Source organism: Streptomyces sp. NPDC005799, assembly GCF_040630525.1.
GTDB lineage: Bacteria > Actinomycetota > Actinomycetes > Streptomycetales > Streptomycetaceae > Streptomyces > Streptomyces griseorubiginosus_B.
Genome location: NZ_JBEXXQ010000003.1, coordinates 337,244 through 361,020, shown reverse-complemented (window position 1 = coordinate 361,020; position 23,777 = coordinate 337,244). Strand labels below are relative to the sequence as shown.

Here is a 23,777-nt window from a genome sequence, read left to right as displayed (position 1 = left end):
GGAAGCACGGTAACGTGTGGAGGTGACCGGTACTAATAGGCCGAGGGCTTGTCCTCAGTTGCTCGCGTCCACTGTGTTAGTTCTGAGGCAACGACTGTGTTTTTCCGGTCGAACTTCATAGTGTTTCGGTGGTTATAGCGTGAGGGAAACGCCCGGTTACATTCCGAACCCGGAAGCTAAGCCTTACAGCGCCGATGGTACTGCAGGGGGGACCCTGTGGGAGAGTAGGACGCCGCCGAACTCCTTTTAGAGCTCTGGCTCTTGGGCACACAAGCCCAGGAGCCAGAGCTTTTTTGCGTTGAGGTAAGGTCAGGGGGCATCGTCGGTTCGTTTCCCACAGGAGGCCCCCGGGTGGAGGTCCAGGAGACCCGTGTCCAGACGGACCGGGTCCTCACCATCCCCAACATCCTCAGCATGGCGCGTCTCGTCGGCGTGCCGATCTTCCTGTGGCTGATTCTGCGGCCTGAGTTCGGAGGACCCAAGAGTGACGGGTGGGCGCTGCTGGTGCTGGCCCTGAGCGGCATCAGTGACTACCTGGACGGCAAGCTGGCGCGGCGCTGGAACCAGATCAGCAGCCTCGGCCGGCTCCTCGACCCCGCAGCCGACCGGCTTTACATTCTCTCGACGTTGGTGGGTCTTACCTGGCGCGAGATTCTGCCGATCTGGTTGACTGCTGTACTTCTTGCGCGAGAGCTCGTCCTGCTGGTGATGGTGGGTATCCTCAGGCGACACGGGTATCCGCCGCCGCAGGTGAACTTCCTGGGCAAGGCCGCCACCTTCAACCTCATGTACGCCTTCCCGCTGCTGCTGCTCAGTGACGGAAGTGGATGGATCTCGTCACTCGCTGCTATTTTCGGATGGGCGTTCGCTGGATGGGGTACAACGCTCTACTGGTGGGCAGGAGTGCTCTACGTGGTACAAGTCCGCCGCCTGGTCCGTGCGGACGCCATGGCCGATTGAACTCACCGATTCCCGCCACCGTAGTGGCTCGATGGCCCCCGGTGGAAAAGTGCGGGAGAATCTGGACGGGTGAAGTCGGCTAGACCGTCGTCTGTTTGAGGAGGACGCTTCCGACATGAAGGCCGTCGTGATGGCCGGAGGCGAGGGCACACGCCTTCGCCCCATGACCTCGAGCATGCCCAAGCCGCTCCTGCCCGTGGCGAACCGCCCGATCATGGAGCATGTGCTGCGGCTGCTCAAAAGGCATGGGCTGAACGAGACCGTCGTAACTGTCCAGTTCCTGGCCTCCTTGGTCAAGAACTACTTCGGTGACGGCGAAGAGCTCGGTATGGAGCTTTCCTATGCCAATGAGGAGAAGCCACTCGGTACCGCCGGAAGCGTCAAGAACGCCGAAGAGGCGTTGAAGGACGATGCATTCCTCGTCATCTCCGGCGATGCGCTGACCGACTTCGACCTCACGGAGCTCATCAATTTCCACAAGGAAAAGGGTGCGCTCGTCACCGTGTGTCTGACGCGTGTGCCGAATCCCCTGGAATTCGGTATCACCATCGTCGACGAGGAAGGCAAGGTCGAGCGCTTCCTGGAGAAGCCGACCTGGGGGCAGGTCTTCTCCGACACCGTGAACACGGGCATCTACGTCATGGAGCCCGAGGTGTTCGACTATGTCGAGGCCGACGTGCCCGTCGACTGGTCCGGTGACGTCTTCCCGCAGTTGATGAAGGAAGGCAAGCCGGTCTACGGCTATGTCGCCGAGGGCTACTGGGAGGACGTCGGCACGCACGAGAGCTATGTGAAGGCGCAGGCCGATGTCCTGGAGGGCAAGGTCGACGTCGAGATCGACGGTTTCGAGATCTCGCCGGGCGTCTGGGTGGCGGAGGGTGCTGAAGTGCATCCGGACGCCGTGCTGCGCGGTCCCCTCTACATCGGGGACTACGCCAAGGTCGAGGCGGACGCCGAAATCCGTGAGCACACCGTCGTGGGTTCGAACGTCGTGGTGAAGAGCGGCGCTTTCCTGCACAAGGCCGTCGTGCACGACAACGTGTATGTGGGGCAGCACAGCAATCTGCGTGGCTGTGTCGTCGGAAAGAACACCGACATCATGCGTGCCGCCCGGATCGAGGACGGCGCGGTCATCGGGGACGAGTGCCTGATCGGTGAAGAATCGATCGTTCAGGGCAATGTGCGGGTCTATCCGTTCAAGACCATCGAGGCCGGCGCCTTCGTCAACACCTCGGTGATCTGGGAGTCCCGCGGCCAGGCGCATCTGTTCGGCGCCCGGGGTGTCTCCGGCATCCTGAACGTGGAGATCACGCCCGAGCTCGCCGTCCGCCTCGCCGGCGCGTACGCGACGACCCTCAAGAAGGGCTCCACCGTCACCACGGCCCGCGACCACTCCCGTGGCGCCCGTGCCCTCAAGCGGGCGGTGATCTCGGCTCTGCAGGCCAGCGCGATCGAGGTGCGGGACCTGGAGAACGTACCGCTGCCCGTGGCCCGCCAGCAGACCGCGCGAGGCAGTTCCGGCGGGATCATGATCCGGACCACGCCCGGTGTGCCGGACTCCGTGGACATCATGTTCTTCGACGGACAGGGCGCGGACCTCTCGCAGGGCAGCCAGCGCAAGCTGGACCGGGTTTTCGCGCGGCAGGAGTACCGGCGTGCCTTCCCCGGTGAGATCGGGGACCTGCACTTCCCGGCGAGCGTCTTCGACTCGTACACGGGTTCGTTGCTGCGCAATGTCGACACCACCGGGATCGCCGAGTCCGGGCTGAAGGTCGTCGTCGACGCGTCGAACGGAAGTGCGGGGCTGGTCCTGCCCAGCCTGCTCGGGAAGCTCGGCGTGGACTCGCTGACCATCAACCCCGGCCTCGACGAGTCGCGGCCCACCGAGTCGGCCGATGTGCGGCGCTCGGGGCTGGTGCGGCTCGGTGAGATCGTGGCGTCCTCGCGGGCGGCTTTCGGTGTGCGCTTCGACCCCGTCGGTGAGCGGCTCTCGCTCGTCGACGAGAAGGGACGGATCGTCGAGGACGACCGGGCACTGCTCGTGATGCTCGACCTGGTGGCCGCCGAGCGGCGCAGCGGCCGTGTGGCGCTGCCGGTGACGACCACGCGGATCGCCGAGCAGGTCGCGGCGTACCACGGGACGCAGGTGGAGTGGACGACGACCTCGCCCGACGACCTCACCCGCGTCGGACGTGACGAGACGACCATCTTCGGCGGTGACGGCAAGGGCGGGTTCATCGTCCCGGAGTTCAGCAGCGTCTTCGACGGTACGGCCGCCTTCGTCCGGCTGATCGGGCTGGTGGCGCGGACGCAGCTCACGCTCAGCCAGATCGACGCGCGGATTCCGCGTGCGCACGTCCTGAAGCGTGATCTGGCGACGCCCTGGGCCGTCAAGGGGCTTGTGATGCGGCGCGTGGTCGAAGAGGCGGGAGATCGCTTCGTGGACACCACCGACGGCGTGCGGGTGGTGGAGACCGACGGACGCTGGGTGATGGTGCTGCCCGACCCGGCCGAGGCGGTCACCCATCTGTGGGCGGAGGGCCCGGACGACGCCTCCGCGCAGGCCCTGCTGGACGAGTGGTCGGCGGTCGTGGACAGCGCCGGGCGCTGAGGTAAAGCCGCAGCACACGCGCGTGCCGGACAAGTGTCCCCAAGGGGGCCTGTCCGGCACGCCGGTGGGGCCATTCGGAGGTAGTGGTCGCGACGTGCGACGATGTGCGGCATGCCGCAGCAGCCCCCCATTCGGAGCACACCCACGCGCCCTTCGCGGCCGGACGCGTCCATGTTCCTGCTCACCAACGTCATGGACCACAGCCTCGACGACGGCTACGCCGAGGCGGCCGCCCGCAAGAAGGCGGAGGGCGCCGGCGGGCTGCCCCGGACACTCAGTGCGAAGCTCGGCCTGGCGGCCGGGCTGGTCCTCGCGGCTCTCGTCGTCACCGTCGGCGCGGCACAGGCGCGCGTGGCGGCGCCGGTCGTGGCCAAGGAGCGCCAGGAGCTGATCGACCGCATCGACCGTGAGACGGCGAGTGCGGACAAGCTGGAAGCCTCCGTCGACAAGCTGCGCGACGACGTGAGCGCGCGGCAGCGCGAGGCGCTGAAGAAGAGCGGGGCGGGCGACCAGTCGGAGCTCGTGGGCGTCCTGTCGGGCGCCGTCGCAGTCCACGGTCCCGGCGTGAAACTGGTCGTGAACGACGCGAAGGAAGCCACCAGCGGCGGCAACGGCGACCCGCGCGAGACCTCGGACTTCTCCGACACGGGCCGGGTCCGTGACCGTGACATGCAGCGTGTCGTCAACGGGCTGTGGGAGTCGGGGGCCGAAGCCATCTCGATCAACGGCCAGCGCTTGACGGCGCTGTCGGCGATCAGGGCCGCGGGTGACGCCATACTGGTCGACAACAGGCCACTTGTTCCGCCGTACACGGTGATAGCCGTGGGGGACGGCAAGCAGCTGAGCACCCGGTTCCAGGACAGCGTCGACGGACTGTATCTGCATGCGCTGCAGGAGAACTACGGCATCCGGACCAGCATCTCCGTGGAGGGCGACCTCCGGCTGCCCGCCGCACCGAGTGTGATCGTACGTACAGCACAGCCGAGCACCGAGAAAACTGAGAAGGGCACATCGTGATCGCCGTACTGGGCCTCGTCGTGGGAGTCGTGGCCGGACTGTTGGTCCGGCCTGAGGTTCCGGCGGTCGTCGAGCCTTATCTGCCGATCGCCGTCGTCGCGGCGCTCGACGCCGTCTTCGGTGGTCTGCGGGCCATGCTCGACGGCATCTTCGACGACAAGGTCTTCGTCGTGTCGTTCCTGTCCAACGTGGTCGTGGCCGCGCTGATCGTGTTCCTGGGCGACAAGTTGGGCGTGGGCGCCCAGCTGTCCACCGGCGTCGTCGTGGTCCTCGGCATCCGGATCTTCTCCAACGCCGCGGCGATCCGCCGGCATGTGTTCCGGGCGTGAGGCCGATGAGCGAGAAGGACGACAAGCCCGAGAACAGGCTCCGCAAGGAACTTCCCGAAGAGGTGCCGACGGAGGCACCTGAGGCTGCTGAGGCGAAGCCCGAGGCCGTCGAGGAAGCTCCCGAGGAGAAGGAGCCGGCGCTGACCGGGCGCCAGCGGCTCGTCGACGGTCTGTGGCCGCCGCGTGTCACCCGGGCCCAACTGATCGTCGCCGTCCTGCTGTTCGGCCTGGGCTTCGGACTGGCCATCCAGGTGGCCTCCAACAGCGACAGCGACAGTGCCCTGCGTGGCGCTCGGCAGGAGGACCTCGTACGCATCCTCGATGAACTCGACGACCGTACGCAGCGTCTTGACGACGAGAAGCAGGGGCTGGAGAAGCAGCGCGGCGAGTTGGAGAACAGCTCCGACCAGGCCGAGGAGGCCCGGAAGCAGACGATCGAGAAGGAGAAGCAACTGGGCATTCTGGCTGGCACGGTCGCCGCACAGGGGCCCGGTATCAGCATGACGATCGAGGACGCGAAGGGAGCGGTCGAGTCGGACAGTCTGCTCGACACGATCCAGGAGCTGCGCGCGGCGGGGGCGGAGGCGATCCAGGTGAACGGAGTGCGCGTGGTGGCCAGCACCTACTTCACGGATTCGGGCAAGAGCGTCACGGTGGACGGGAACAAGATCAAAGCGCCCTATCGTTTCAAGGTCATCGGCAAGCCGGCGGACCTCGAGCCGGCGCTCAACATCCCTGGAGGCGTGGTGCAGACTCTTGAGAAGGAGCAGGCCACGGTCACTGTCGAGCGGTCGAACAAGATCGTCGTGGACGCCTTGCGAGCGGCGAAGCAGCCTGACTACGCTCGGTCGTCCTCCCAGTGAACCGGCGGTGCATGGGGGGCGTCCGGCAGGGGCATGAGGTTGCGGGGGGTCGGCGCACCGAACGGGTGGTGCGTGGTGGAAACTGTCTGGTGGATACGGACGTTGTGAGAATGTCCGGGTCGGCCGGCGTAATGAGTCAGGGTTCGTCCTGCCCCACGGGCGGGTCTGTTTCGGTCAAGGGGAATCGCCCGTGAAGTTGTTTGCGAAGTTGTTCGGCAAGAGCGCGCGAGAGGGCAGCGACAATGCCACCGCCCGCCATCGCGCACAGCCCGACGCGGAGGGTCAGCGTCCGCTGTTCCGGGACCAGGTCGGTGGTCCGGGCGGTGACATTTCCGGAGGTCAGGGCGCGCCGTCTGTTGACCCTGCGCAGTCCGGCGGCATAGGTTTCGGGCAACCGTCAACCTCAACTACGGGTGGAGGGTTTTCCCCTATGTCGGCCCTGGTGTGTACGAGGTGCGGTAACCGCAACGCGGAGAACAGCCGCTTCTGCTCCAACTGCGGCGCCCCGCTGCGGGCCGGGGCCACCCCCGAGCGCCCCTCGGAGACGACGTCCACGATCTCCATCTCCGGCCTGGAGGCCTACGACGCCGAGGTCACCGGGCAGACACAGCTTCCCGCCCTCTCGCCCGAGGCCCAGGCGGCCGTGGACGCGCTGCCCATGGGTTCCGCGCTCCTCGTCGTGCGCCGCGGCCCCAACTCGGGCAGCCGTTTCCTGCTGGACAGCGATCTGACCACGGCCGGCCGCCACCCGCAGAGCGACATCTTCCTGGACGACGTGACCGTCTCGCGCCGTCACGTGGAGTTCCGCCGGGGCGGGGACGGCTCCTTCACGGTGGCCGACGTCGGCAGCCTCAACGGCACGTACGTCAACCGCGAGCGGATCGACCAGGTCGCCCTGAACAACGGCGACGAGGTGCAGATCGGCAAGTACCGGCTGGTGTTCTACGCGAGCCAGCGGGGCTACTGACCCTCCCCGGAGAAGGTCCATGCTGCAATCACCGAGCGGCGGTTCCGGGCACGGGGCCGCCGCCGCGGACAGTGGGCTGATGAGCATCGGCACGGTGCTGAACGTGCTGCGTGACGAGTTCCCCGAGGTCACCATCTCCAAGATCCGCTTCCTGGAGTCGGAGGGGCTCGTCGAGCCGCAGCGGACCCCTTCGGGCTATCGGAAGTTCACCGCCGGTGACGTCGAGCGTCTCGGTCATGTCCTGAGGATGCAGCGGGACCACTATCTGCCGCTCAAGGTGATCCGCGAGCATCTGGACGCCATGGAGCGCGGCGAGGCTCTGCCGCTGCCCGTCGTGAACCGTCAGCGGGACGGCGAGACCGTCCTGGAGCCGCTGGAGGGCCCCACCGCCGCCCGGATCGGACGGGCCGAGCTGCTCGCCGCGGCGGGCATCGACGAGCAGGAGCTGAAGGAGTGGGAGTCGTACGGGCTGCTCACTCCGCTGCCGGACGGGGTGTACGACGCCGAGGCTGTCACCGTGGCCTCCCTCGTCGTCGAGCTCGGGCGGTTCGGGATCGAGCCACGGCACCTGCGGGCCATGAAGGCCGCCGCGGACCGTGAGGCGGGCCTCGTGGACCAGGTGGTGGCCCCGCTGAAGCGGCACCGCAATCCCCAGACCAGGGCGCACGCGGAGGCCCGTACGAAGGAGCTGGCGGCGCTCGCGGTGAGGCTGCACGCGGCGCTGGTGCAGACCGCGCTCGGCGTCCGCCTGCCCTGAGCGGGCGCGAGGCGAAGGCCGGATCGGCCCCCCGTTCCCTGCCCGACTACCCAAACGTCCCGGGCACGGCCTAGGGTTGCTGTGTGAACGAGCTCGATGTCGTAGGTGTCCGGGTCGAAATGCCCTCCAACCAACCGATCGTGCTCCTGCGGGAAGTGGGAGGCGACCGTTACCTCCCCATCTGGATCGGGCCTGGGGAGGCGACGGCGATCGCCTTCGCCCAGCAGGGCATGGCTCCCGCCCGGCCGCTGACCCACGACCTGTTCAAGGACGTGCTGGAGGCCGTCGGCCAGGAGCTCACCGAAGTGCGCATCACGGATCTGCGTGAGGGCGTCTTCTACGCGGAGCTGGTCTTCGCCAGCGGGGTCGAGGTGAGCGCCCGCCCCTCCGACGCCATAGCGCTCGCGCTGCGCACCGGGACGCCGATCTACGGCAGCGACGGAGTGCTCGACGACGCCGGCATCGCGATCCCGGACGAGCAGGAGGACGAGGTGGAGAAGTTCCGCGAGTTCCTCGACCAGATCTCGCCGGAGGACTTCGGCACCAGCAGCCAGTGACGCGCGGCCGGCCCGGCGGACCAGCGGTCCGTGACGGGCCGGTTGTGTCCGGTGACCACACAAATGCCGGCATTTGCCACCGGCGCGTGAGAGCGTCCTGCGACTCGTCCCGAGCGCATTCGGCTAGCCTTTCCCCGCGGTGGGGTACGGGAAACCACTCTTAGGGTGATTATCACTCGGCGTGCCGAGTGTGGCGGTCGTTGACGCACCCCTGGTGGCTGCCTACCTTCGAGGAGGCAGGTCAAGGACGGAGGTCGGCGTGAGAAGCAGCGGCGACGGTACGGCTGGGGGTGCCCCCGGGCGTGAGGTCGGGTCGAGCCTTCCGTACCCGCTTCACAGCAGCGCGGCCGATCACGCTCCCCAGCGACCGACGGCCGTGCCCAGCAGCGGAGGGGCGACGTCCATGACGTCCGAGCAGATCGGCTACCGCGGTCCCACGGCCTGCGCGGCCGCCGGTATCACCTACCGGCAACTCGACTACTGGGCGCGCACCGGGCTCGTGGAGCCGAGCGTGCGGCCCGCGTACGGGTCGGGGACGCAGCGGTTGTACAGCTTCCGGGACGTGGTCGTCCTGAAGATCGTCAAGCGGTTCCTGGACACCGGCGTGTCGCTGCAGAACATCCGCACGGCCGTGCAGCACCTGCGGGAGCGCGGCTTCCGGGACCTGGAGCGCATGACGCTGATGAGCGACGGCGCCACGGTCTACGAGTGCACCTCGCCGGACGAGGTCCACGCCCTGCTCCAGGGCGGCCAGGGGATCTTCGGGATCGCCGTCGGGGTGGTCTGGCGGGACGTCGAGAGCGCGCTGTCCCAGCTGCACGGCGAGCGGATCGACACCGGCGAGACCCTCGTCGGTCAGAACCCGGCGGACGAGCTGGCGCGGCGGCGCAACCGGGCCGTCTGAGGCGCGGGCGCGGGCCGCCCGACGTCGTACGGGGGCATTGTCAGTGGCGTAGGGCAGCATCGGAGACGTGAGAAACGCGCCCACGATCCTGCATCTCGACATGGATGCCTTCTACGCCTCGGCGGAGCAGGCGTCCAAGCCGAGTCTGCGCGGGAAGGCCGTGGTCGTGGGCGGGCTGGGGCCGCGTGGGGTGGTGGCCACGGCCTCGTACGAGGCGCGGGTCTTCGGGGTGCGGTCCGCGATGCCGATGGCCCAGGCGCGGCGGCTGGCGCCGAACGCCGCGTATCTGGTGCCGCGGTTCGGCTTCTACCGGGCGATCAGCGAGCAGGTCATGGGGCTGCTGCACGAGCTGTCGCCGCTGGTCGAGCCGTTGAGCCTGGACGAGGCGTTCGTGGACCTGGAGGCCGGTGAGGCGGCCTGGGACGAGGCGTCGGCCAGGCTGGTGGGGGAGAAGCTGCGCGCCGACATACGGACCGGCACGGGGCTCACCGGGTCCGTCGGGCTCGCCGCGTCCAAGATGCTCGCCAAGATCGCCTCCGAGGAGGCCAAGCCCGACGGACTGGTGCTGATCGAGCCGGGGACCGAGCGGGCGCTGCTCGGGCCGATGTCCGTGCGGACGCTGCCCGGGGTGGGGCCGGCGACGGGCGATCATCTGCGGCGGGCCGGGATCACCACGGTCGACGACATCGCGGAGGCCGGGGAGGACGAGCTGGTACGGCTGCTCGGCAAGGCGCACGGGCACGCGCTGTATGCCATGGCGCTGGCGCACGACGACCGGCCCGTGGTCGCCGAGCGGGAGGCGAAGTCGGTGTCGGTCGAGGACACCTACGACGTGGACATCCACGACCGGATCCGGGTGGGGCTGGAGGTGCAGCGGCTGGCGGACCGGTGCGTGCGAAGACTGCGTGCCGCGGGGCTGTCGGGGCGGACGATCGTACTGAAGGTGCGGCGGTACGACTTCTCCACGCTGACCCGGTCCGAGACCTTGCGGGGGCCCACGGACGATCCCGCGGTGGTGCGGGAGGCCGCGGCGCGGCTGCTGGACGCCGTGGACACGACGGGAGGCGTGCGGCTGCTGGGGGTGGGGGTGAGCGGGCTGGCCGACTACACCCAGGAGGATTTGTTCGCGCAGGCCGCCGGGGATGCGACGGGGATGGAGCATTCCGGGGACGAGGGGGTGGAGGAGCCCGTCGAGGAGCAGGTGACCGTGGTCGAGCGGCGGTGGCCGGCGGGGCATGACGTCCGGCATGGCGAGTTCGGGCACGGGTGGGTGCAGGGGAGCGGGCTGGGGCGGGTGACCGTGCGGTTCGAGACGCCGTGGTCCGGGCCCGGGAGGGTGCGGACGTTCCGGGTCGACGACCCTGAACTGGAGGCGGCCGAACCCTTGCCGTTGGTCGCGGAGAGACCCGGGGTTTCGGTGGACGGGGGTGGCGTGTGAGCTGGGGTGGAGTGTGAACTGGGGTGGAGTGTGAGGTGGTGTGTGACCTGGGCCGGTTGTGGGTGTCGGCGGGGCGCGGGTCAGGCGTCCGCGTCCTCCTGGCCCGCGAGTCTGCCGAAGTCGCGGTCCGGGAGCGAGGGGGGTGAGGCCAGGTGGAGGCCGTAGTGGTGGTAGAGCTGGAGTTCCTGCTCGGGGGAGAGGTGGCGGCCCACGCCGAAGTCGGGGGCGTCCTTGATCAGGGCCCGGTCGAAGGGGACGTGGAGGGTGCCCTCGACCAGCTCGCTGGGCTCCAGGGGGACGAAGGCGTCGCGGGAGAAGAGACCCGTGCGTATGGCCGCCCACTCCGGCACGCCGGTGGCGTCGTCGAGATAGACCTCGTCGATGGTGCCGATCTTCGTGCCGTTGCGGTCGAACGCCTTGCGGCCGATCAGGTTGCGCGGATCGATGTCGGTCTGCACGGGCCCTCCACATGGTCGCAACTCATCCGTAAGCACTACGAAAGTGCACATCGGGCGACGCGGCCACTCGAGCCGCGCTGTAGAGCGCACTGGTACTCTGTCAACGGCTGATGACCCCGCGCGGGAGAGTCCTCCGGGTGACACCGGAGGCGCCGAAGGAGCAAATCCTCCCCGGAATCTCTCAGGCTCACGTACCGCACGGACGAGGTCACTCTGGAAAGCAGGGCGGGTGTCACGGCTTCCGCCCTCACCGACGGTGAAAACCGGGAGCTTTCGGGCGACCCGGTGAAGCTCTCAGGTCGAGATGACAGAGGGGGAGGCCGTTCGGGTACCCGTGCCGTGGTGCCCCTCGAAGGTCGTGTCAGACCAGGAGGCCTCCGCAAATGACCGCCCATCGCACTCCGCTCTCCGAGCTCGAGAAGGGGATCCCCTTCGAGCAGCGCCACATCGGGCCCGACCAGGAAGCCCGGGCGAAGATGCTCGCCCACATCGGGTACGGCTCGCTGGACGAGCTGACCACCGCCGCGGTGCCGGACGTCATCAGGAACGCCGATGCCCTGGAGCTGCCGGGAGCGCGGACCGAGGCCGAGGTGCTGGCCGAGCTGCGTTCGCTGGCCGACCGCAACCAGGTGCTCGGCTCCATGATCGGGCTCGGGTACTACGGCACCTTCACCCCGCCCGTGATCCTGCGGAACGTGATGGAGAACCCCGCCTGGTACACGGCGTACACCCCGTACCAGCCCGAGATCTCCCAGGGGCGGCTCGAGGCCCTGCTCAACTTCCAGACCATGGTCGCCGACCTCACCGGACTGCCCACCTCCGGTGCCTCGCTGCTCGACGAGGGGACGGCGGCGGCCGAGGCCATGTCCCTGTCCCGCCGTATGGGGAAGAACAAGAAGGGCCTGTTCCTGGTCGACGCGGACGTGCTGCCGCAGACCATCGCCGTGATCGAGACCCGCGCCGAGCCGACGGGCGTGGAGGTCGTGGTCGCCGACCTGAGCGACGGCATCCCGGCCGAGGTCGCCGGGCGGGAGATCAACGGCGTGCTGGTCCAGTACCCCGGCGCCTCCGGTGCCGTACGCGACATCAAGGCGGTGATCGACCAGGCGCACGAACTGGGTGCCCTGGTGACCGTCGCCGCCGATCTGCTCGCCCTCACCCTGCTGAAGTCGCCCGGCGAGCTCGGGGCCGACATCGCGGTGGGGACGACCCAGCGCTTCGGTGTGCCGATGGGCTTCGGCGGGCCGCACGCGGGCTACATGGCCGTGCGCGAGAAGTTCGCGCGCAGCCTGCCCGGGCGGCTCGTGGGCGTGTCGGTGGACGCGGACGGGCACCAGGCGTACCGGCTGGCCCTGCAGACGCGTGAGCAGCACATCCGGCGGGAGAAGGCCACCAGCAACATCTGCACCGCGCAGGTGCTGCTCGCGGTCATGGCCGGGATGTACGCCGTGTACCACGGTCCCGAGGGGCTGCGGAGCATCGCCTGGCGCACGCACCGCTACGCCACGATCCTCGCCGAGGGTCTGAAGGCCGGAGGCGTCGAGGTGGTGCACGGGGCGTACTTCGACACGCTCACCGTGCGGGTCCCCGGACGGGCCGGCGAGGTCGTCGCGGACGCCCGGGACAACGGCGTCAACCTGCGCCTCGTCGACGCCGACCAGGTGTCGATCGCGTGCGACGAAACGACCGGGCGGGCCCAGCTGGCGGCCGTGTGGGCGGCCTTCGGGGTCGATGGCGACGTCGAGACGCTGGACGCGGTCGCCGGGGCGGCCCTGCCCGAGGACCGGCTGCGCCGGGACGACTTCCTCACCCACCCCGTGTTCCACCAGCACCGCTCCGAGACCGCCATGCTGCGCTACCTGCGCCGGCTGGCCGACCGGGACTACGCGCTCGACCGGGGCATGATCCCGCTGGGCTCCTGCACCATGAAGCTCAACGCGACCACCGAGATGGAGCCGGTCACCTGGCCCGAGTTCGGTCAGCTGCACCCCTTCGCGCCGGCCCAGCAGGCGCAGGGCTACCTCACGCTCATCCACGAGCTGGAGGAACGTCTCGCCGAGGTCACCGGGTACGACAAGGTGTCGCTGCAGCCGAACGCCGGGTCGCAGGGCGAACTGGCCGGGCTGCTGGCCGTACGCGGATACCACCGGGCCAACGGGGACGAGCAGCGGACCGTGTGTCTGATCCCGTCCTCCGCGCACGGCACGAACGCCGCCAGCGCCGTGATGGCCGGGATGAAGGTCGTCGTCGTGAAGACCGCCGAGGACGGCGAGATCGACGTGGAGGACCTGCGGGCGAAGATCGAGCAGTACCGCGACGAGCTGGCCGTGCTGATGATCACGTACCCCTCGACGCACGGGGTGTTCGAGGAGCACGTCGCCGACATCTGCGCGCAGGTGCACGAGGCCGGCGGGCAGGTCTACGTCGACGGCGCCAACCTCAACGCGCTGGTCGGCCTCGCCAAGCCGGGCCACTTCGGCGGGGACGTCTCGCACCTGAACCTGCACAAGACCTTCTGCATCCCGCACGGCGGCGGCGGTCCGGGCGTCGGCCCGGTGGGTGTGCGCTCGCACCTGGCGCCGTACCTGCCGAACCACCCGCTGCAGCCGGAGGCCGGCCCGGAGACCGGCGTGGGGCCCATCTCGGCCGCGCCCTGGGGTTCCGCGGGCATTCTGCCGATCTCCTGGGCGTACCTCCGGCTCATGGGCGGTGAGGGGCTCAAGCGGGCCACGCAGGTGGCCGTGCTGTCCGCCAACTACATCGCCAAGCGGCTCGAGCCGCACTACCCGGTGCTCTACACCGGGCCCGGCGGCCTGGTCGCGCACGAGTGCATCATCGACCTGCGGCCGCTCACCAAGGCGACCGGGGTGAGCGTCGACGACGTGGCCAAGCGGCTGATCGACTACGGCTTCCACGCCCCGACCATGTCCTTCCCGGTGGCCGGCACGCTGATGATCGAGCCGACCGAGTCCGAGGACCTGACCGAGCTGGACCGGTTCTGCGACGCGATGATCGCCATCCGCGCGGAGATCGAGAAGGTCGGCGCGGGCGAGTGGCCGGCGGACGACAGCCCGCTGCGCAACGCGCCGCACACCGCCGGCGCCCTGGGTGGCGAGTGGGAGCACGCGTACACGCGCGAGGAGGCCGTCTTCCCGGCCGGTGTCTCGGCCGCCGACAAGTACTGGCCGCCGGTGCGGCGGATCGACCAGGCCTTCGGCGACCGCAACCTGGTGTGCTCCTGCCCGCCGCTGGACGCCTACGAGGACTGAGCCGGTCGTGGATGAGGGCCCCGCTTCGGCGGGGCCCTCTTCGTGTCAGGCCGTGGCCAGGGACACCTCGGTCGACTTGATCAGCGCGACGACGGACGCGCCGGTCGTCAGGCCCAGGTCGGTCACGGCGTCCCTGGTGATCGCGGAGGTCAGTTCGCCGCCCTCGACCGCGACCTTCACGGAGGCCATGGCGCCGCCGGTGGCGATGTCGGTGATCGTGCCGGGCAGTTGGTTGCGGATGGACAGGCCCGGGACCGGCGCGGTGGCCAGGGACACCTCCGTCGACTTCACCAGGGCGCGTACGGCGGTCCCCGCGGTGAGGCCGAGTTCCTCGACGGACTCCAGTGTGATCGCCGCGGTGATCTCCTGGCCGCCGGTGAGGCGGACCTTGACGGTGGCCATGACCTCGCCGGGGGTGACGGCGGTGACCGTGCCGGGGATCTGGTTGCGGATGCTCAGGCTCATGGGAACGCCTCGCGGAAGATGGGGGATTGGTGGGGCCTGTGGGCGTTTGCGCCCACGGGTCACCGTAGTCGCCGCGGGGCGTTCCGGCCGGGAGGTCAGACGCGGTCGATGTGGACGTTCGTCGACTTCACGCGGGCCGTGGCCTCCATGCCGACCTCCAGGCCCAGCTCCTCCACGGCCTCCCGAGTCAGCAGGGAGACCAGACGGTGCGGACCGGCCTGGATCTCGACCTGCGCGGCCACGTCGCCGAGTTTGATCGCGGTGACGATGCCGGGGAAGGCGTTGCGGACCGAGGTGTACGAGGTCCCCTCCTCGCCGGTGCCCGCCTTGGCGAGTTCCACGGAGAAGGCGGCTAGGTCCCGGCCGTCGATGAGTCGCCGCCCGCCCTCGTCGCGATGGGTCACCACGCGGCCGGCGTTCGCCCAGCGCCGCGCGGTGTCCGGGCTGACGCCGAGCAGCCGCGCCGCCTGGCCGATCGTGTAGCTCTGCATGCCGTAACGATAGGGGCGTGGCCGGGAGCCGGTGGAAAGGGCCGGTGCGAAAGCGGTGCCGTGGGCGAAGGTGGTCGGGACGGCGCCGGGTATGTCCGCGGTGGTGGGGCCGAGGCCTTTGACGCCGACGAGGTGAGCGATCCGGTGACCGGGCGGCATTCCACCCGGCGACGGCGGTCCACTCCGCGTGCTGGTCCGCGGCCACCCTGATGGCCGTCCTGGCAGGAGGCCGCCAGGACGAGCACGACGCCGTCGCTGTCGTCAGGACAGGCCCAGCGCGGTCTCATCGTCGATTCGGTGGCCGAGGCGCGCCTGCCTGCCCTGGCGCGGGGTGCCGCGTTCGATGGAGCGGCGCACGCTCCTGTCGAGTTCGTGCCACATCAGGGGGGCGGCCTTCAGGACGCGGGGGTCGAGTTCGAGCGGGCGCGGTGGGCGTCGCGCGGCACCAGGTGGGTGGAGGCGCCGCTGTACTGCCGGACGGCGATCAGTGCGTCCGTGCGCACCAGGCGCCCGCTCAGGGGCCGCGTGCGGTCGGCCGGCCAGGGCCCGCGGGGAGGGCGCGCGGTGCGCTGAGGGTCGTGGTCATCGCGCGGAACGCGAGGGCGCCACCCGCGGCGAGCCGGGCACTGCCACGCCAGTGGCGGTCCCCGACCGGGCTCGGGCGTCTGCTGCCGGGCATGGGGCGACGGTGGGGCGCCCTCAATGGCTGGGCGCCACCGCTGAGGGGGCGCTGACGCCGTACGTCGGCTTCCTGGGGGGCCTTACGCGGAGGGGATGCGCGTGCTCAGCCGGTGTGGACCCGGGGGCGCCGCGCGCGGTCCGGTTCCGCTTCCCGCAGGACCTCCCGGGTGACCGGGGCGACCTCGCCCTGGCCGAAGAGGAAGAAGCGCAGGAAGTTGGCGAAGGGGGTGCCCTCGGTCCACTCGAAGTAGATGTGCGGGATGCAGCCCGTGGCGTCGCGCACGTGGAGGGCGAGGGCGGCCAGGGCGTTGGGGATGGAGGAGGACTCCAGTGTGAGGACGCGGTAGCGGTTGTGCAGGACCTCGCCGTGCACCGTCAGGCCCGCCTCGAACTCGGACGGGTCGGTGACCGTGACCTCCACGAAGACGAAGTCCTCGCCGGGGATGTCGTTGTCGGCGCGGATCTGCTCGATCTTGTCGCGGTACTCGGCCTTGTCGCGTCGGCCGGGCTCGTTGGCGATGAACCGTATCTTCCGGCTGGACACGTCCCGGATGAATCGTTGTGCCATGTCGTCGAGCTCGACATGCGTGACACGCAGCTCGAAGGCGCGGGCCAGCCGGGACAGCAGGGAGACCAGGATGATGCCCGCGATGAAGCAGGCGCCGATCTTGACGCCGTCCGGGCGTTCGACGACGTTCGCACCGGTGACGTAGAGCAGGACCGCCGAGACGATGCCGAAGCCGATGGTCCAGCCGCGCTGGCCCGCGCGCCGGGCGGCGATGGTCACCGCGATCGCGGCCGACGACATGAGCACCAGGACGCCGGTGGCGTAGGCGCCACCCTGGGCGTCGACGTTCGCGTCGAAGATCCAGGTGACGAGGAAGGCGATCAGGGTGAACACGATGACCATGGGCCGTACGGCGCGGGCCCAGTGCGGGGCCATGCCGTAGCGGGGCAGGTAGCGCGGCATCAGGTTGAGCAGCCCGGCCATCGCGGAGGCGCCGGCGAACCACAGGATGGCGATGGTCGAGACGTCGTAGACCGTGCCGAAGGCGCCGCCCAGGTACTGGTGCGCGAGGTAGGCCAGGGCACGGCCGTTGGCCTGGCCGCCGGTCTTGAACTCCTTCTCCGGGATCAGCACCGTGGTGATGAAGCTGGTGGCGATCAGGAAGACGCTCATGATCAGGGCGGCGGTCGTCAGCAGCTTCTTGGTGTCCCGGATACGGCCCTTGGGGCTCTCCTCGGTGTCACCGGCGTCGCCCCGGACGTGCGGCATGACCGCGACGCCGGTCTCGAAGCCGGACAGACCGAGCGCCAGCTTCGGGAAGACCAGCAAGGAGACGCCGATCATGGCGAAGACGTTCCCGTGCTCAGCGGTGAGGGCGCTGGTCCAGTCGGTGACCACATGGCCCTCGGTGAGGACGTGCCAGAAGCCGACGGCCACGACCACGGCGTTGAGCCCGAGGTAGGCGGCCACCAGGGCGACCGCGACGCCGATGGCCTCCAGGAAGCCCTTGAGGAAGACCGCGCCGAGCAGGGCGACCAGGACCAGTGTGATCACCATCTGCTGGCCGTGCAGGGTGCTGGTCAGGTGCGGGTTCTCGATGAGGTGGGTCGAGGCGTCGGCGGCCGACAGGGTGATGGTGATGAGGAAGTCGGTGGCGGCGAAGCCCAGCAGGGCGAGGACGAACAGCTTGCCCTTCCAGAAGGACAGCAGCCGCTCCAGCATGGCGATCGAGCCCTCGCCGTGCGGGCTCTCCTCGGCGACCCGGCGGTAGACGGGCAGGGCGCCGGCCAGGGTGACGATCACGAGCACGACGGTCGCGACCGGTGAGAGGAGACCGGCCGCCAGGGCCGCGATGCCGGGCTGGTAGCCGAGGGTCGAGAAGTAGTCCACACCGGTCAGACACATGACCCGGTACCAGCGCTGGCCCTTGTGCGGGGGCTCCGGCTGGGCGTGCGGGGCCTGCTGGATCCCCTTGCCCATGTCGGCCAGCCCCTCCAGCATCCAGGCGCGCATACGGCTGGGAGGGTGTTCGGTCGTGGCCATCGGCGTGCTCCTGATGTGCGGGCCGTCGTGTGGTTCTGGCCATCACGCGGACGGCGGCACCAGCGTAAGCGGAGAGTTACGTGTGGGCCCACGGATGAGACGGTCGAGGGCGTCAATCTTGCGTTAAGACTCGCTGGCGGGGGCGCTGACGGACATGTGGCGGGCCGACTTGCACGGATTCGCCGAGTTCTGGGCCGTATGGGGGCCGGAGCCGCGTCCCGAGTGGTGGACACCCTCTGTCATGGCGGGGCCGGTCCAGGGAGCGCCGGAGGCGCCAGCGGTGGATCAGGTCGGGTGACGCGGCGGGCACGGTTCCCGGGTGCTCGGTCAGCCGGTCGCGGGCGGCGGCCTCCTCGCGGTGCCCTGGGCGATGAGGGTGACGACCACGACCGGGGTGGTCAGTGCGAGCGCCGCAGGCTCGACGGGGGCGGTACTCGCCGCGTCTTGGCGTGGTCTTGACGTAATCTTGGATGCTGTCAGGTACACGGCTGGAACAGTCCTCATGGTGCCTGCCGTTCAGCCTGATGTGACGTCAACTCTCCCCGCCCCCCTGCCAGCCGGTCAGAGATCGCAGCACATGGTGATCTGCGGCGACGACGGACTCGCACACCGGCTGGCCGTAGAACTGGACGCCGTGTGCGGCGAGATCGTCACCGTCGTGCTGCCCTCCACGAGCGACGAGCACGGCGCGCGGATCGCCGCGCTGCACCAGGATCCGGACTCGCCGGTCGAACTGCATGTCTCCGCCCGCCCCGACGAGCGGACGCTGCGCGCGGCGGGCGTCGAGCGGGCCGCCGCGCTCGCCCTCACCTACCGTGACGACCAGGTCAACATGACGGGCGCCCTGCTGGCCCGGACCGTGAACCCCTCGGTGCGGCTGGTGGTGCGGATGTTCGACGGTGAGCGCGGCCGGCATCTGGAGCGGCTGCTGGACCGGGCGGCGGGGCTGTGCGACGACCTCGGCCAGGACACCTCCACCACGGTGCTGTCCGACGCCGACACCGCCGTACCGGAACTGGTGGCGGCCGCCGCGGTGGGCCATGGGCACACCCTCCAGGTCGAGGGGAAGGTCTTCCGCGGGGTCGTACGCCCCGCCGGTACGCAGCCGCACACCACCGACCTGGCCACGCTCGCCGTCCTGTCCGGCGCCCACCAGGACGATCCCGCGAGCCGGGACAGCGCGGAGACCGCGGGCGAGGACGGCATTCGATTGCTGCCCGACGACCGGACTGCGTACCACCGGCAGTTCACGCACGGACGGCTGATGCTGGAGGAGGTCAGCCATCCCGCGGCCGAACAGACCGCGCGGACCCGGCGTTTCCGCCCGCGCAGCTGGGTGCGGGCGCGCCTTGCCCATCTGCCGTGGAAGGTCTTCCTCTCCCATCAACTCACCGCCGTTTATGGGGCCTTGGCGGCGGTGGTGGCCGGGCTGTCGACGGCGACCGCGCTCTTCGCCGACGAGCGCCCGTGGTGGAAGAACATCTACCTGCCGTTGCTGGACATCTTCACCATGGGCGACCCGGCCACCGAGGAGTCGGTGGCCCGCAGGGTGCTCCAACTGCTCGCCGGTTTCGTGGGGTTGGCCGTCCTTCCGCTCGTCGTCGCCGCGACGGTGAACGCCACCGACGCCTTCCGTACCGCCTCCGCGAGCCATCCGCCCGACGACGACGTGGACGGCCACATCGTCCTGGTCGGCCTGGGCATGGTCGGCACCCGCGTACTCGACCGGCTGCACGCCACCGGGCATCAGGTCGTCGCCATCGAACGCGACCCGCGCGCACGCGGCGTCGTCCTCGCCCGCCGGCTCGGGATACCGCTGCTGCTGGAGGACGCCACGGAGCCGGCCGTGCTCGAACGGGCCCGTGTCCGGCAGAGCGGCTCGCTGCTCGTCCTCACCCGCGACGACGGCCGGAACCTCGACATCGTCATGGCCGTCCGGGAGACCAACCCCGCCGTGCGGGTGGTGACGCGGCTGTACGACGACGCGTTCGCGGCGACCGTGCAGCGCACCCTGCGCGCCTCCTACCCGGACGCCCTCACCCGCAGCAGAAGCGTCTCGGCGTTGGCCGCGCCCTCCTTCGCCGCGGCGATGATGGGCCGCCATGTGCTGGGGGTGATGCCGGTGGAGCGGGGGTCGCTGCTCTTCACCTGCGTGGACGTGGCAGGGCACCCCGAGCTGGAGGGGCGCTCGGTGCACGAGGCGTTCCGGGAGAACGAGTGGCGGGTGCTGGCCGTCGGGGCCGCGCGAGGTCCGCTGCCCGGATCGGCGGCCGTGGGCGGCCCCGACGCGCCTCACCCCGACCGGACGGACTTCGACTGGCGTCCGGCGCAGGGACGGGTGCTGGTCGCGGGCGACCGGGTGGTCCTGGCGACGACGCGGCGAGGACTGGACGTCCTGATGACGGGCGTACGGTCGCGTCCGCCTGGGGGGCGGAGGTGACACCGGGTTGGTGCTGAGCGCTGGGTGATCCCGTCCTGGATCCATGCGTCCGCGCTGACGGCCCGGCTCCTCCAAGCCCCGCATGGGGTATCGCTTCGAGACCTGAGCTTCTACAGTGCGCAGTGCCCCTCCGGAAGGTTCGTCGACTCATTCGAATGTTTCGACGTTCTTCCGGAGGGGCTGACGCATGTAAGGGGTCCGATCAATCCGGGATCTCGTCAACGGTCCGGTCGTCCACGCAGGTTGGCCGCAGATTCACCGTGTACAAGGGGTTGCCACCGTTTGGGAGCTGTCTCTAGGGTGCGGCAACAACGCATCTTTCTGGATCAACTCCGAAACTTTCGGTCCAGCGGACGGTCGTGGACACGCCGTCCCTACCCCAAGGAGCGCATGATGGGCGACCGGGCACTGTCCCGCCGCGGCTTCCTGGCGGCCTCCGCCGCGGCCGGTCTGGGCATGACCGCACTGAGCGGCTGCGGCGGCGACTCGGACGGGTCGTCGGCGGACGGCACGACCACGATCGAGTGGTGGAACATCTCCACCACCGAGCCGACGAAGACCGTCTGGGCCGGACTGGCCAAGAAGTTCGAGGCCCAGAACCCCAAGGTCAAGCTGAAGATCGTGCAGCTGGAGAACGACGCCTACAAGTCCAAGATGACCGCGCTGACCGCCTCCGGGAAGCTGCCGGACATCTTCCACACCTGGGGCGGCGGCGTGCTCAGGCAACAGATCGACGCGGGGCTCGTCGAGGACCTCACCGACCGCACCAAGCCGTGGGCCGACGGCGTGCTGCCGGTGGCGAAGCAGCCGTACCTCTTCGACAAGAAGGTGTACGGCATCCCGTTCGACATCGGCATGATCGGCTTCTGGTACAACAAGGCGCTCTTCCAGCAGGCGGGCATCAGCACGCCCCCCACCACCTGGAGCGGATTCCTCGAGGCGGTGAAGAAGCTCAAGGCGAAGAACATCACGCCCATCGCCCTCGCCGGCAAGGAGAAGTGGCCCGAGATGTACTACTGGGCCTACCTCGCCATGCGCACGGCCGGTATCGCCGCCCTCCAGAAGGCCAGCGACGACAAGGACTTCAGCGACCCCGGGCTGGTCCAGGCCGGGCAGCACCTCCAGGACCTCGTCAAACTCCAGCCGTTCCAGAAGGGGTTCCTGGGCGCCTCGTACTCCACCCCGACCGGACAGGCCGCCACCATGGGCAACGGCAAGGCGGCCATGGAGCTGATGGGCCAGTGGGCCCCGGTCGTCGAGGCCGACTCCGGCAAGGGTCTCGGCTCGAACCTGGGCTTCTTCCCCTTCCCGGCCGTCGAGGGCGGAAAGGGCGCGATCACCGAGGTGTTCGGCGGTGGCGGCGGGCACGCGCTGCGCAAGGGCGCGCCGCAGGCGGCCGTCGACTTCCTGAAGTTCTTCGCCTCCGAGTCCACCGACCTCGAACTGGTCAAGAAGACCAACACCCTGCCGATCGTGCCCGGCGCGGAGAAGGGCCTGTCGGACCCCAACACCAAGGCGGTGCAGGCGCAGTTGGAGGGCGCCACCGGCTTCCAGCTCTACCTCGACCAGGCGTACGCGCCCGCCGTCGGCCAGGAGGTCAACGACAGCGTCTCCGCGCTCATCGCCGGCTCCAAGTCGCCCGAGCAGGTCACCCAGTCGATCACCAAGGCCGCGAAGGAAGCGTAGTAGCCGGCGATGACCTCCACTTTCCTCCCGGACGAGCGGACCGGCACCGGCCTCGCCCCGACCTCCCCCGTGGCGAGGCCGGGACGCGGCCGGGCGCGCCGGCGGCTGGTCAACTGGCTCACCGCGGTCGGCTTCCAGGTGCCCGCGCTGGTGCTCTTCATCGGCCTGGTGCTGCTGCCGATGCTGTTCGCGCTGTACGCTGCCTTCTTCCGTTGGGGCGGCTTCGGCATGCCCTCCGACTACATCGGCACCGACAACTTCACCCAGCTCTTCAAGGACGACGTCTTCCTCGGCGACCTGTGGCGCTGTCTGCTCCTGGTCGGCCTCTCACTCGTCCTGCAGCTGCCGTTCGCGCTGGCCATGGCGGTGGCGCTGAACCAGCGGCTGCGCGGCCGGGCCGTCTACCGGATGCTGTTCTTCGCCCCGTACGTGCTGTCCGAGGCCATCACCGGCGTCCTGTTCAGCATGGTCTTCGCCCCGGACGACGGGCTCGCCGACCATGTGCTCGGCGCCGTCGGCCTGGGCGGGATCGGCGGGGAGTGGTTCGCCGACCCCTCCTACGTCATGGCGACCCTCTTCCTCGTCATGACGTGGAAGTACTTCGGCTTCCACATGATGCTCTACCTCGCCGGACTCCAGTCCATCCCGGCCGAGTTGACGGAGGCCGCGCTGATCGACGGCGCCGGCCCCTGGCAGCGCTTCCGCAACGTCACCCTGCCGCTGCTCGCACCCACCCTGCGCATCAGCGTCTTCCTCTCCGTCATCGGGTCCATCCAACTGTTCGACCTGGTCTGGGTGATCACCCAGGGCGGACCCGACCATCACTCCGAGACGATGGCCGTGACCATGTTCCAGTACGGCTTCAAGCGCTACCAGGTCGGCTACGCCAGCGCGATCAGCGTGGTCATGTTCGGCGTCTGTCTCGTCTTCGCCCTCGCCTACCAGCGGTTCGTGCTCCGCCGCGACCTCGAGGGAGCCACCACGACCATGAGGGGAGACGGCGCGTGAAGACCCTGCGCAAACTGCCGCTGCACGTCGTGCTCGTGCTGGTCGGCGCGGTGGTGGTGGTACCCCTGCTGTACGCCGCCCTGTCCGGCTTCAAGTCGACCGACGAACTATCCCGCAACCCCTTCGGGCTGCCCGAGCACTGGCTGACCGGGAACTACACCGACATCCTCGGCTCGGGCGACTTCTGGCGGCTGCTCGGCAACAGCACCCTGGTGGCGGTGGCGACGACCGTGCTCGTGGTCGCCGTGTCCGCCCTCGCCGCCTTCTCCTTCGCCCGGTTCGCCTTCCGCGGGCGAGAGGTGCTGTTCATGTTCTTCACGATGGGGCTGATGTTCCCCTTCGCGGTGGCCGTCCTGCCGCTGTTCCTGATCCTGCGGTACCTGGACCTGCTGGACAACCCGCTCGGCGTGATCCTCCCTCAGGCCGCCTTCGGGCTGCCGATGACCATCATCATCCTGCGGGGCTTCTTCCGGCAGATCCCGGGAGAGCTGGAGGAGGCGGCCACGCTGGACGGGTGCAGCGCCTTCGGATTCTTCTGGCGGGTGCTGCTGCCCATGGCACGGCCCGCGCTCGGCACGGTCTCCGTGCTCGCCGTCGTCGCCAGCTGGAACAACTTCATGCTGCCGCTGCTGGTGTTCACCGACTCCAAGTGGTGGACGCTGCCCCTCGGCGTCGTGCAGTTCCAGGGCCAGTACTCCGCCGAGTACGCCCGCGTCTTCGCCTACCTCGTCCTGGCGATGGTCCCCGCACTCGCCCTCTACTCGGTCGCCGAGCGCCAGCTCGTCGGCGGCCTCACCGCCGGCGCCACGAAGGGATGACGAGCGCC

20 protein-coding genes, 1 rRNA gene and 1 riboswitch are annotated in these 23,777 nt (G+C 69.4%); of the genes, 16 read left to right on the top strand and 5 right to left on the bottom strand.

Going from position 1 to position 23,777, the window contains the following annotated elements:
• The first annotated feature begins 124 nt into the window (after positions 1 to 124).
• The 11 genes from rrf (at position 125) to ABZ453_RS05320 (ending at position 10,403) form a co-directional block, all read left to right on the top strand.
• Positions 125 to 241, top strand: a 5S ribosomal RNA gene (gene rrf / locus ABZ453_RS05370).
• A gap of 110 nt (positions 242 to 351) precedes the next feature.
• Entirely contained in the window at positions 352 to 960 is a 609-nt protein-coding gene (locus ABZ453_RS05365; RefSeq protein ID WP_133047467.1) for a CDP-alcohol phosphatidyltransferase family protein, read from the top strand.
• 115 nt (positions 961 to 1,075) lie between these two features.
• Entirely contained in the window at positions 1,076 to 3,571 is a 2,496-nt protein-coding gene (locus tag ABZ453_RS05360; RefSeq protein ID WP_359011749.1) for a mannose-1-phosphate guanyltransferase, read from the top strand.
• A gap of 111 nt (positions 3,572 to 3,682) precedes the next feature.
• Positions 3,683 to 4,588, top strand: coding sequence for a DUF881 domain-containing protein (locus tag ABZ453_RS05355; protein ID WP_359011747.1), 906 nt, complete (start codon positions 3,683 to 3,685; stop codon positions 4,586 to 4,588).
• On the top strand, positions 4,585 to 4,917 hold the full coding sequence (locus tag ABZ453_RS05350; protein WP_003988855.1) for a small basic family protein: 333 nt from the start codon (positions 4,585 to 4,587) through the stop codon (positions 4,915 to 4,917). Before ABZ453_RS05355 ends, ABZ453_RS05350 begins: the two co-directional genes overlap by 4 nt.
• Positions 4,918 to 4,922: 5 nt before the next feature.
• Positions 4,923 to 5,780: a DUF881 domain-containing protein gene (locus ABZ453_RS05345; protein WP_359011745.1), complete on the top strand. Its 858-nt coding sequence runs from the start codon at positions 4,923 to 4,925 to the stop codon at positions 5,778 to 5,780.
• A gap of 82 nt (positions 5,781 to 5,862) precedes the next feature.
• A complete protein-coding gene (locus ABZ453_RS05340; protein WP_359011770.1) occupies positions 5,863 to 6,747 on the top strand; it encodes an FHA domain-containing protein in 885 nt (294 codons plus the stop codon).
• Between the two features lie 19 nt (positions 6,748 to 6,766).
• Positions 6,767 to 7,504, top strand: a complete 738-nt coding sequence (locus ABZ453_RS05335; RefSeq protein ID WP_359011743.1) for a MerR family transcriptional regulator — start codon at positions 6,767 to 6,769, stop codon at positions 7,502 to 7,504.
• An 83-nt stretch (positions 7,505 to 7,587) separates the two neighbouring features.
• Positions 7,588 to 8,061 (top strand): bifunctional nuclease family protein, encoded by a 474-nt coding sequence (locus ABZ453_RS05330; RefSeq protein ID WP_004002801.1) that lies wholly within the window; start codon positions 7,588 to 7,590, stop codon positions 8,059 to 8,061.
• Positions 8,062 to 8,320: 259 nt separating this feature from the next.
• Positions 8,321 to 8,965, top strand: a complete 645-nt coding sequence (locus ABZ453_RS05325) for a MerR family transcriptional regulator (protein WP_359011741.1) — start codon at positions 8,321 to 8,323, stop codon at positions 8,963 to 8,965.
• Positions 8,966 to 9,032: 67 nt separating this feature from the next.
• Positions 9,033 to 10,403 (top strand): DNA polymerase IV, encoded by a 1,371-nt coding sequence (locus tag ABZ453_RS05320; RefSeq protein WP_359011739.1) that lies wholly within the window; start codon positions 9,033 to 9,035, stop codon positions 10,401 to 10,403.
• 80 nt (positions 10,404 to 10,483) lie between these two features.
• Here the strand turns inward: ABZ453_RS05320 and ABZ453_RS05315 are convergent, their stop codons facing one another.
• Entirely contained in the window at positions 10,484 to 10,861 is a 378-nt protein-coding gene (locus tag ABZ453_RS05315) for a PRC-barrel domain-containing protein (RefSeq protein ID WP_207929935.1), read from the bottom strand.
• 111 nt (positions 10,862 to 10,972) lie between these two features.
• Positions 10,973 to 11,068: riboswitch (glycine riboswitch) on the top strand.
• A gap of 176 nt (positions 11,069 to 11,244) precedes the next feature.
• Here ABZ453_RS05315 and gcvP point away from each other — a divergent pair.
• The gene (gene gcvP, locus ABZ453_RS05310) at positions 11,245 to 14,130 is read left to right on the top strand and encodes an aminomethyl-transferring glycine dehydrogenase (protein ID WP_359011736.1); all 2,886 of its coding nucleotides are present in this window, start codon (positions 11,245 to 11,247) and stop codon (positions 14,128 to 14,130) included.
• A 45-nt stretch (positions 14,131 to 14,175) separates the two neighbouring features.
• Here the strand turns inward: gcvP and ABZ453_RS05305 are convergent, their stop codons facing one another.
• From ABZ453_RS05305 to ABZ453_RS05290, 4 genes are all read right to left on the bottom strand, one after another.
• Entirely contained in the window at positions 14,176 to 14,595 is a 420-nt protein-coding gene (locus tag ABZ453_RS05305; protein ID WP_359011734.1) for a TOBE domain-containing protein, read from the bottom strand.
• A 95-nt stretch (positions 14,596 to 14,690) separates the two neighbouring features.
• The gene (locus tag ABZ453_RS05300; protein WP_359011732.1) at positions 14,691 to 15,086 is read right to left on the bottom strand and encodes a helix-turn-helix transcriptional regulator; all 396 of its coding nucleotides are present in this window, start codon (positions 15,084 to 15,086) and stop codon (positions 14,691 to 14,693) included.
• A gap of 514 nt (positions 15,087 to 15,600) precedes the next feature.
• Complete coding sequence (locus ABZ453_RS05295) at positions 15,601 to 15,765, bottom strand: hypothetical protein (protein ID WP_359011730.1); 165 nt, start codon at positions 15,763 to 15,765, stop codon at positions 15,601 to 15,603.
• Between the two features lie 105 nt (positions 15,766 to 15,870).
• Complete coding sequence (locus ABZ453_RS05290) at positions 15,871 to 17,817, bottom strand: amino acid transporter (protein WP_359011728.1); 1,947 nt, start codon at positions 17,815 to 17,817, stop codon at positions 15,871 to 15,873.
• A gap of 577 nt (positions 17,818 to 18,394) precedes the next feature.
• Between ABZ453_RS05290 and ABZ453_RS05285 the strand changes: the two genes are divergently transcribed.
• The 4 genes from ABZ453_RS05285 (at position 18,395) to ABZ453_RS05270 (ending at position 23,769) form a co-directional block, all read left to right on the top strand.
• Entirely contained in the window at positions 18,395 to 20,257 is a 1,863-nt protein-coding gene (locus ABZ453_RS05285; RefSeq protein ID WP_359011726.1) for an NAD-binding protein, read from the top strand.
• A gap of 393 nt (positions 20,258 to 20,650) precedes the next feature.
• Entirely contained in the window at positions 20,651 to 21,943 is a 1,293-nt protein-coding gene (locus tag ABZ453_RS05280) for an extracellular solute-binding protein (protein ID WP_359011768.1), read from the top strand.
• Between the two features lie 9 nt (positions 21,944 to 21,952).
• Positions 21,953 to 22,951 carry a sugar ABC transporter permease gene (locus ABZ453_RS05275; RefSeq protein WP_359011724.1) on the top strand — a complete coding sequence of 333 codons (999 nt, stop codon included), beginning with the start codon at positions 21,953 to 21,955 and terminating at the stop codon, positions 22,949 to 22,951.
• On the top strand, positions 22,948 to 23,769 hold the full coding sequence (locus ABZ453_RS05270) for a carbohydrate ABC transporter permease (RefSeq protein WP_359011722.1): 822 nt from the start codon (positions 22,948 to 22,950) through the stop codon (positions 23,767 to 23,769). Before ABZ453_RS05275 ends, ABZ453_RS05270 begins: the two co-directional genes overlap by 4 nt.
• Positions 23,770 to 23,777: the final 8 nt, after the last annotated feature.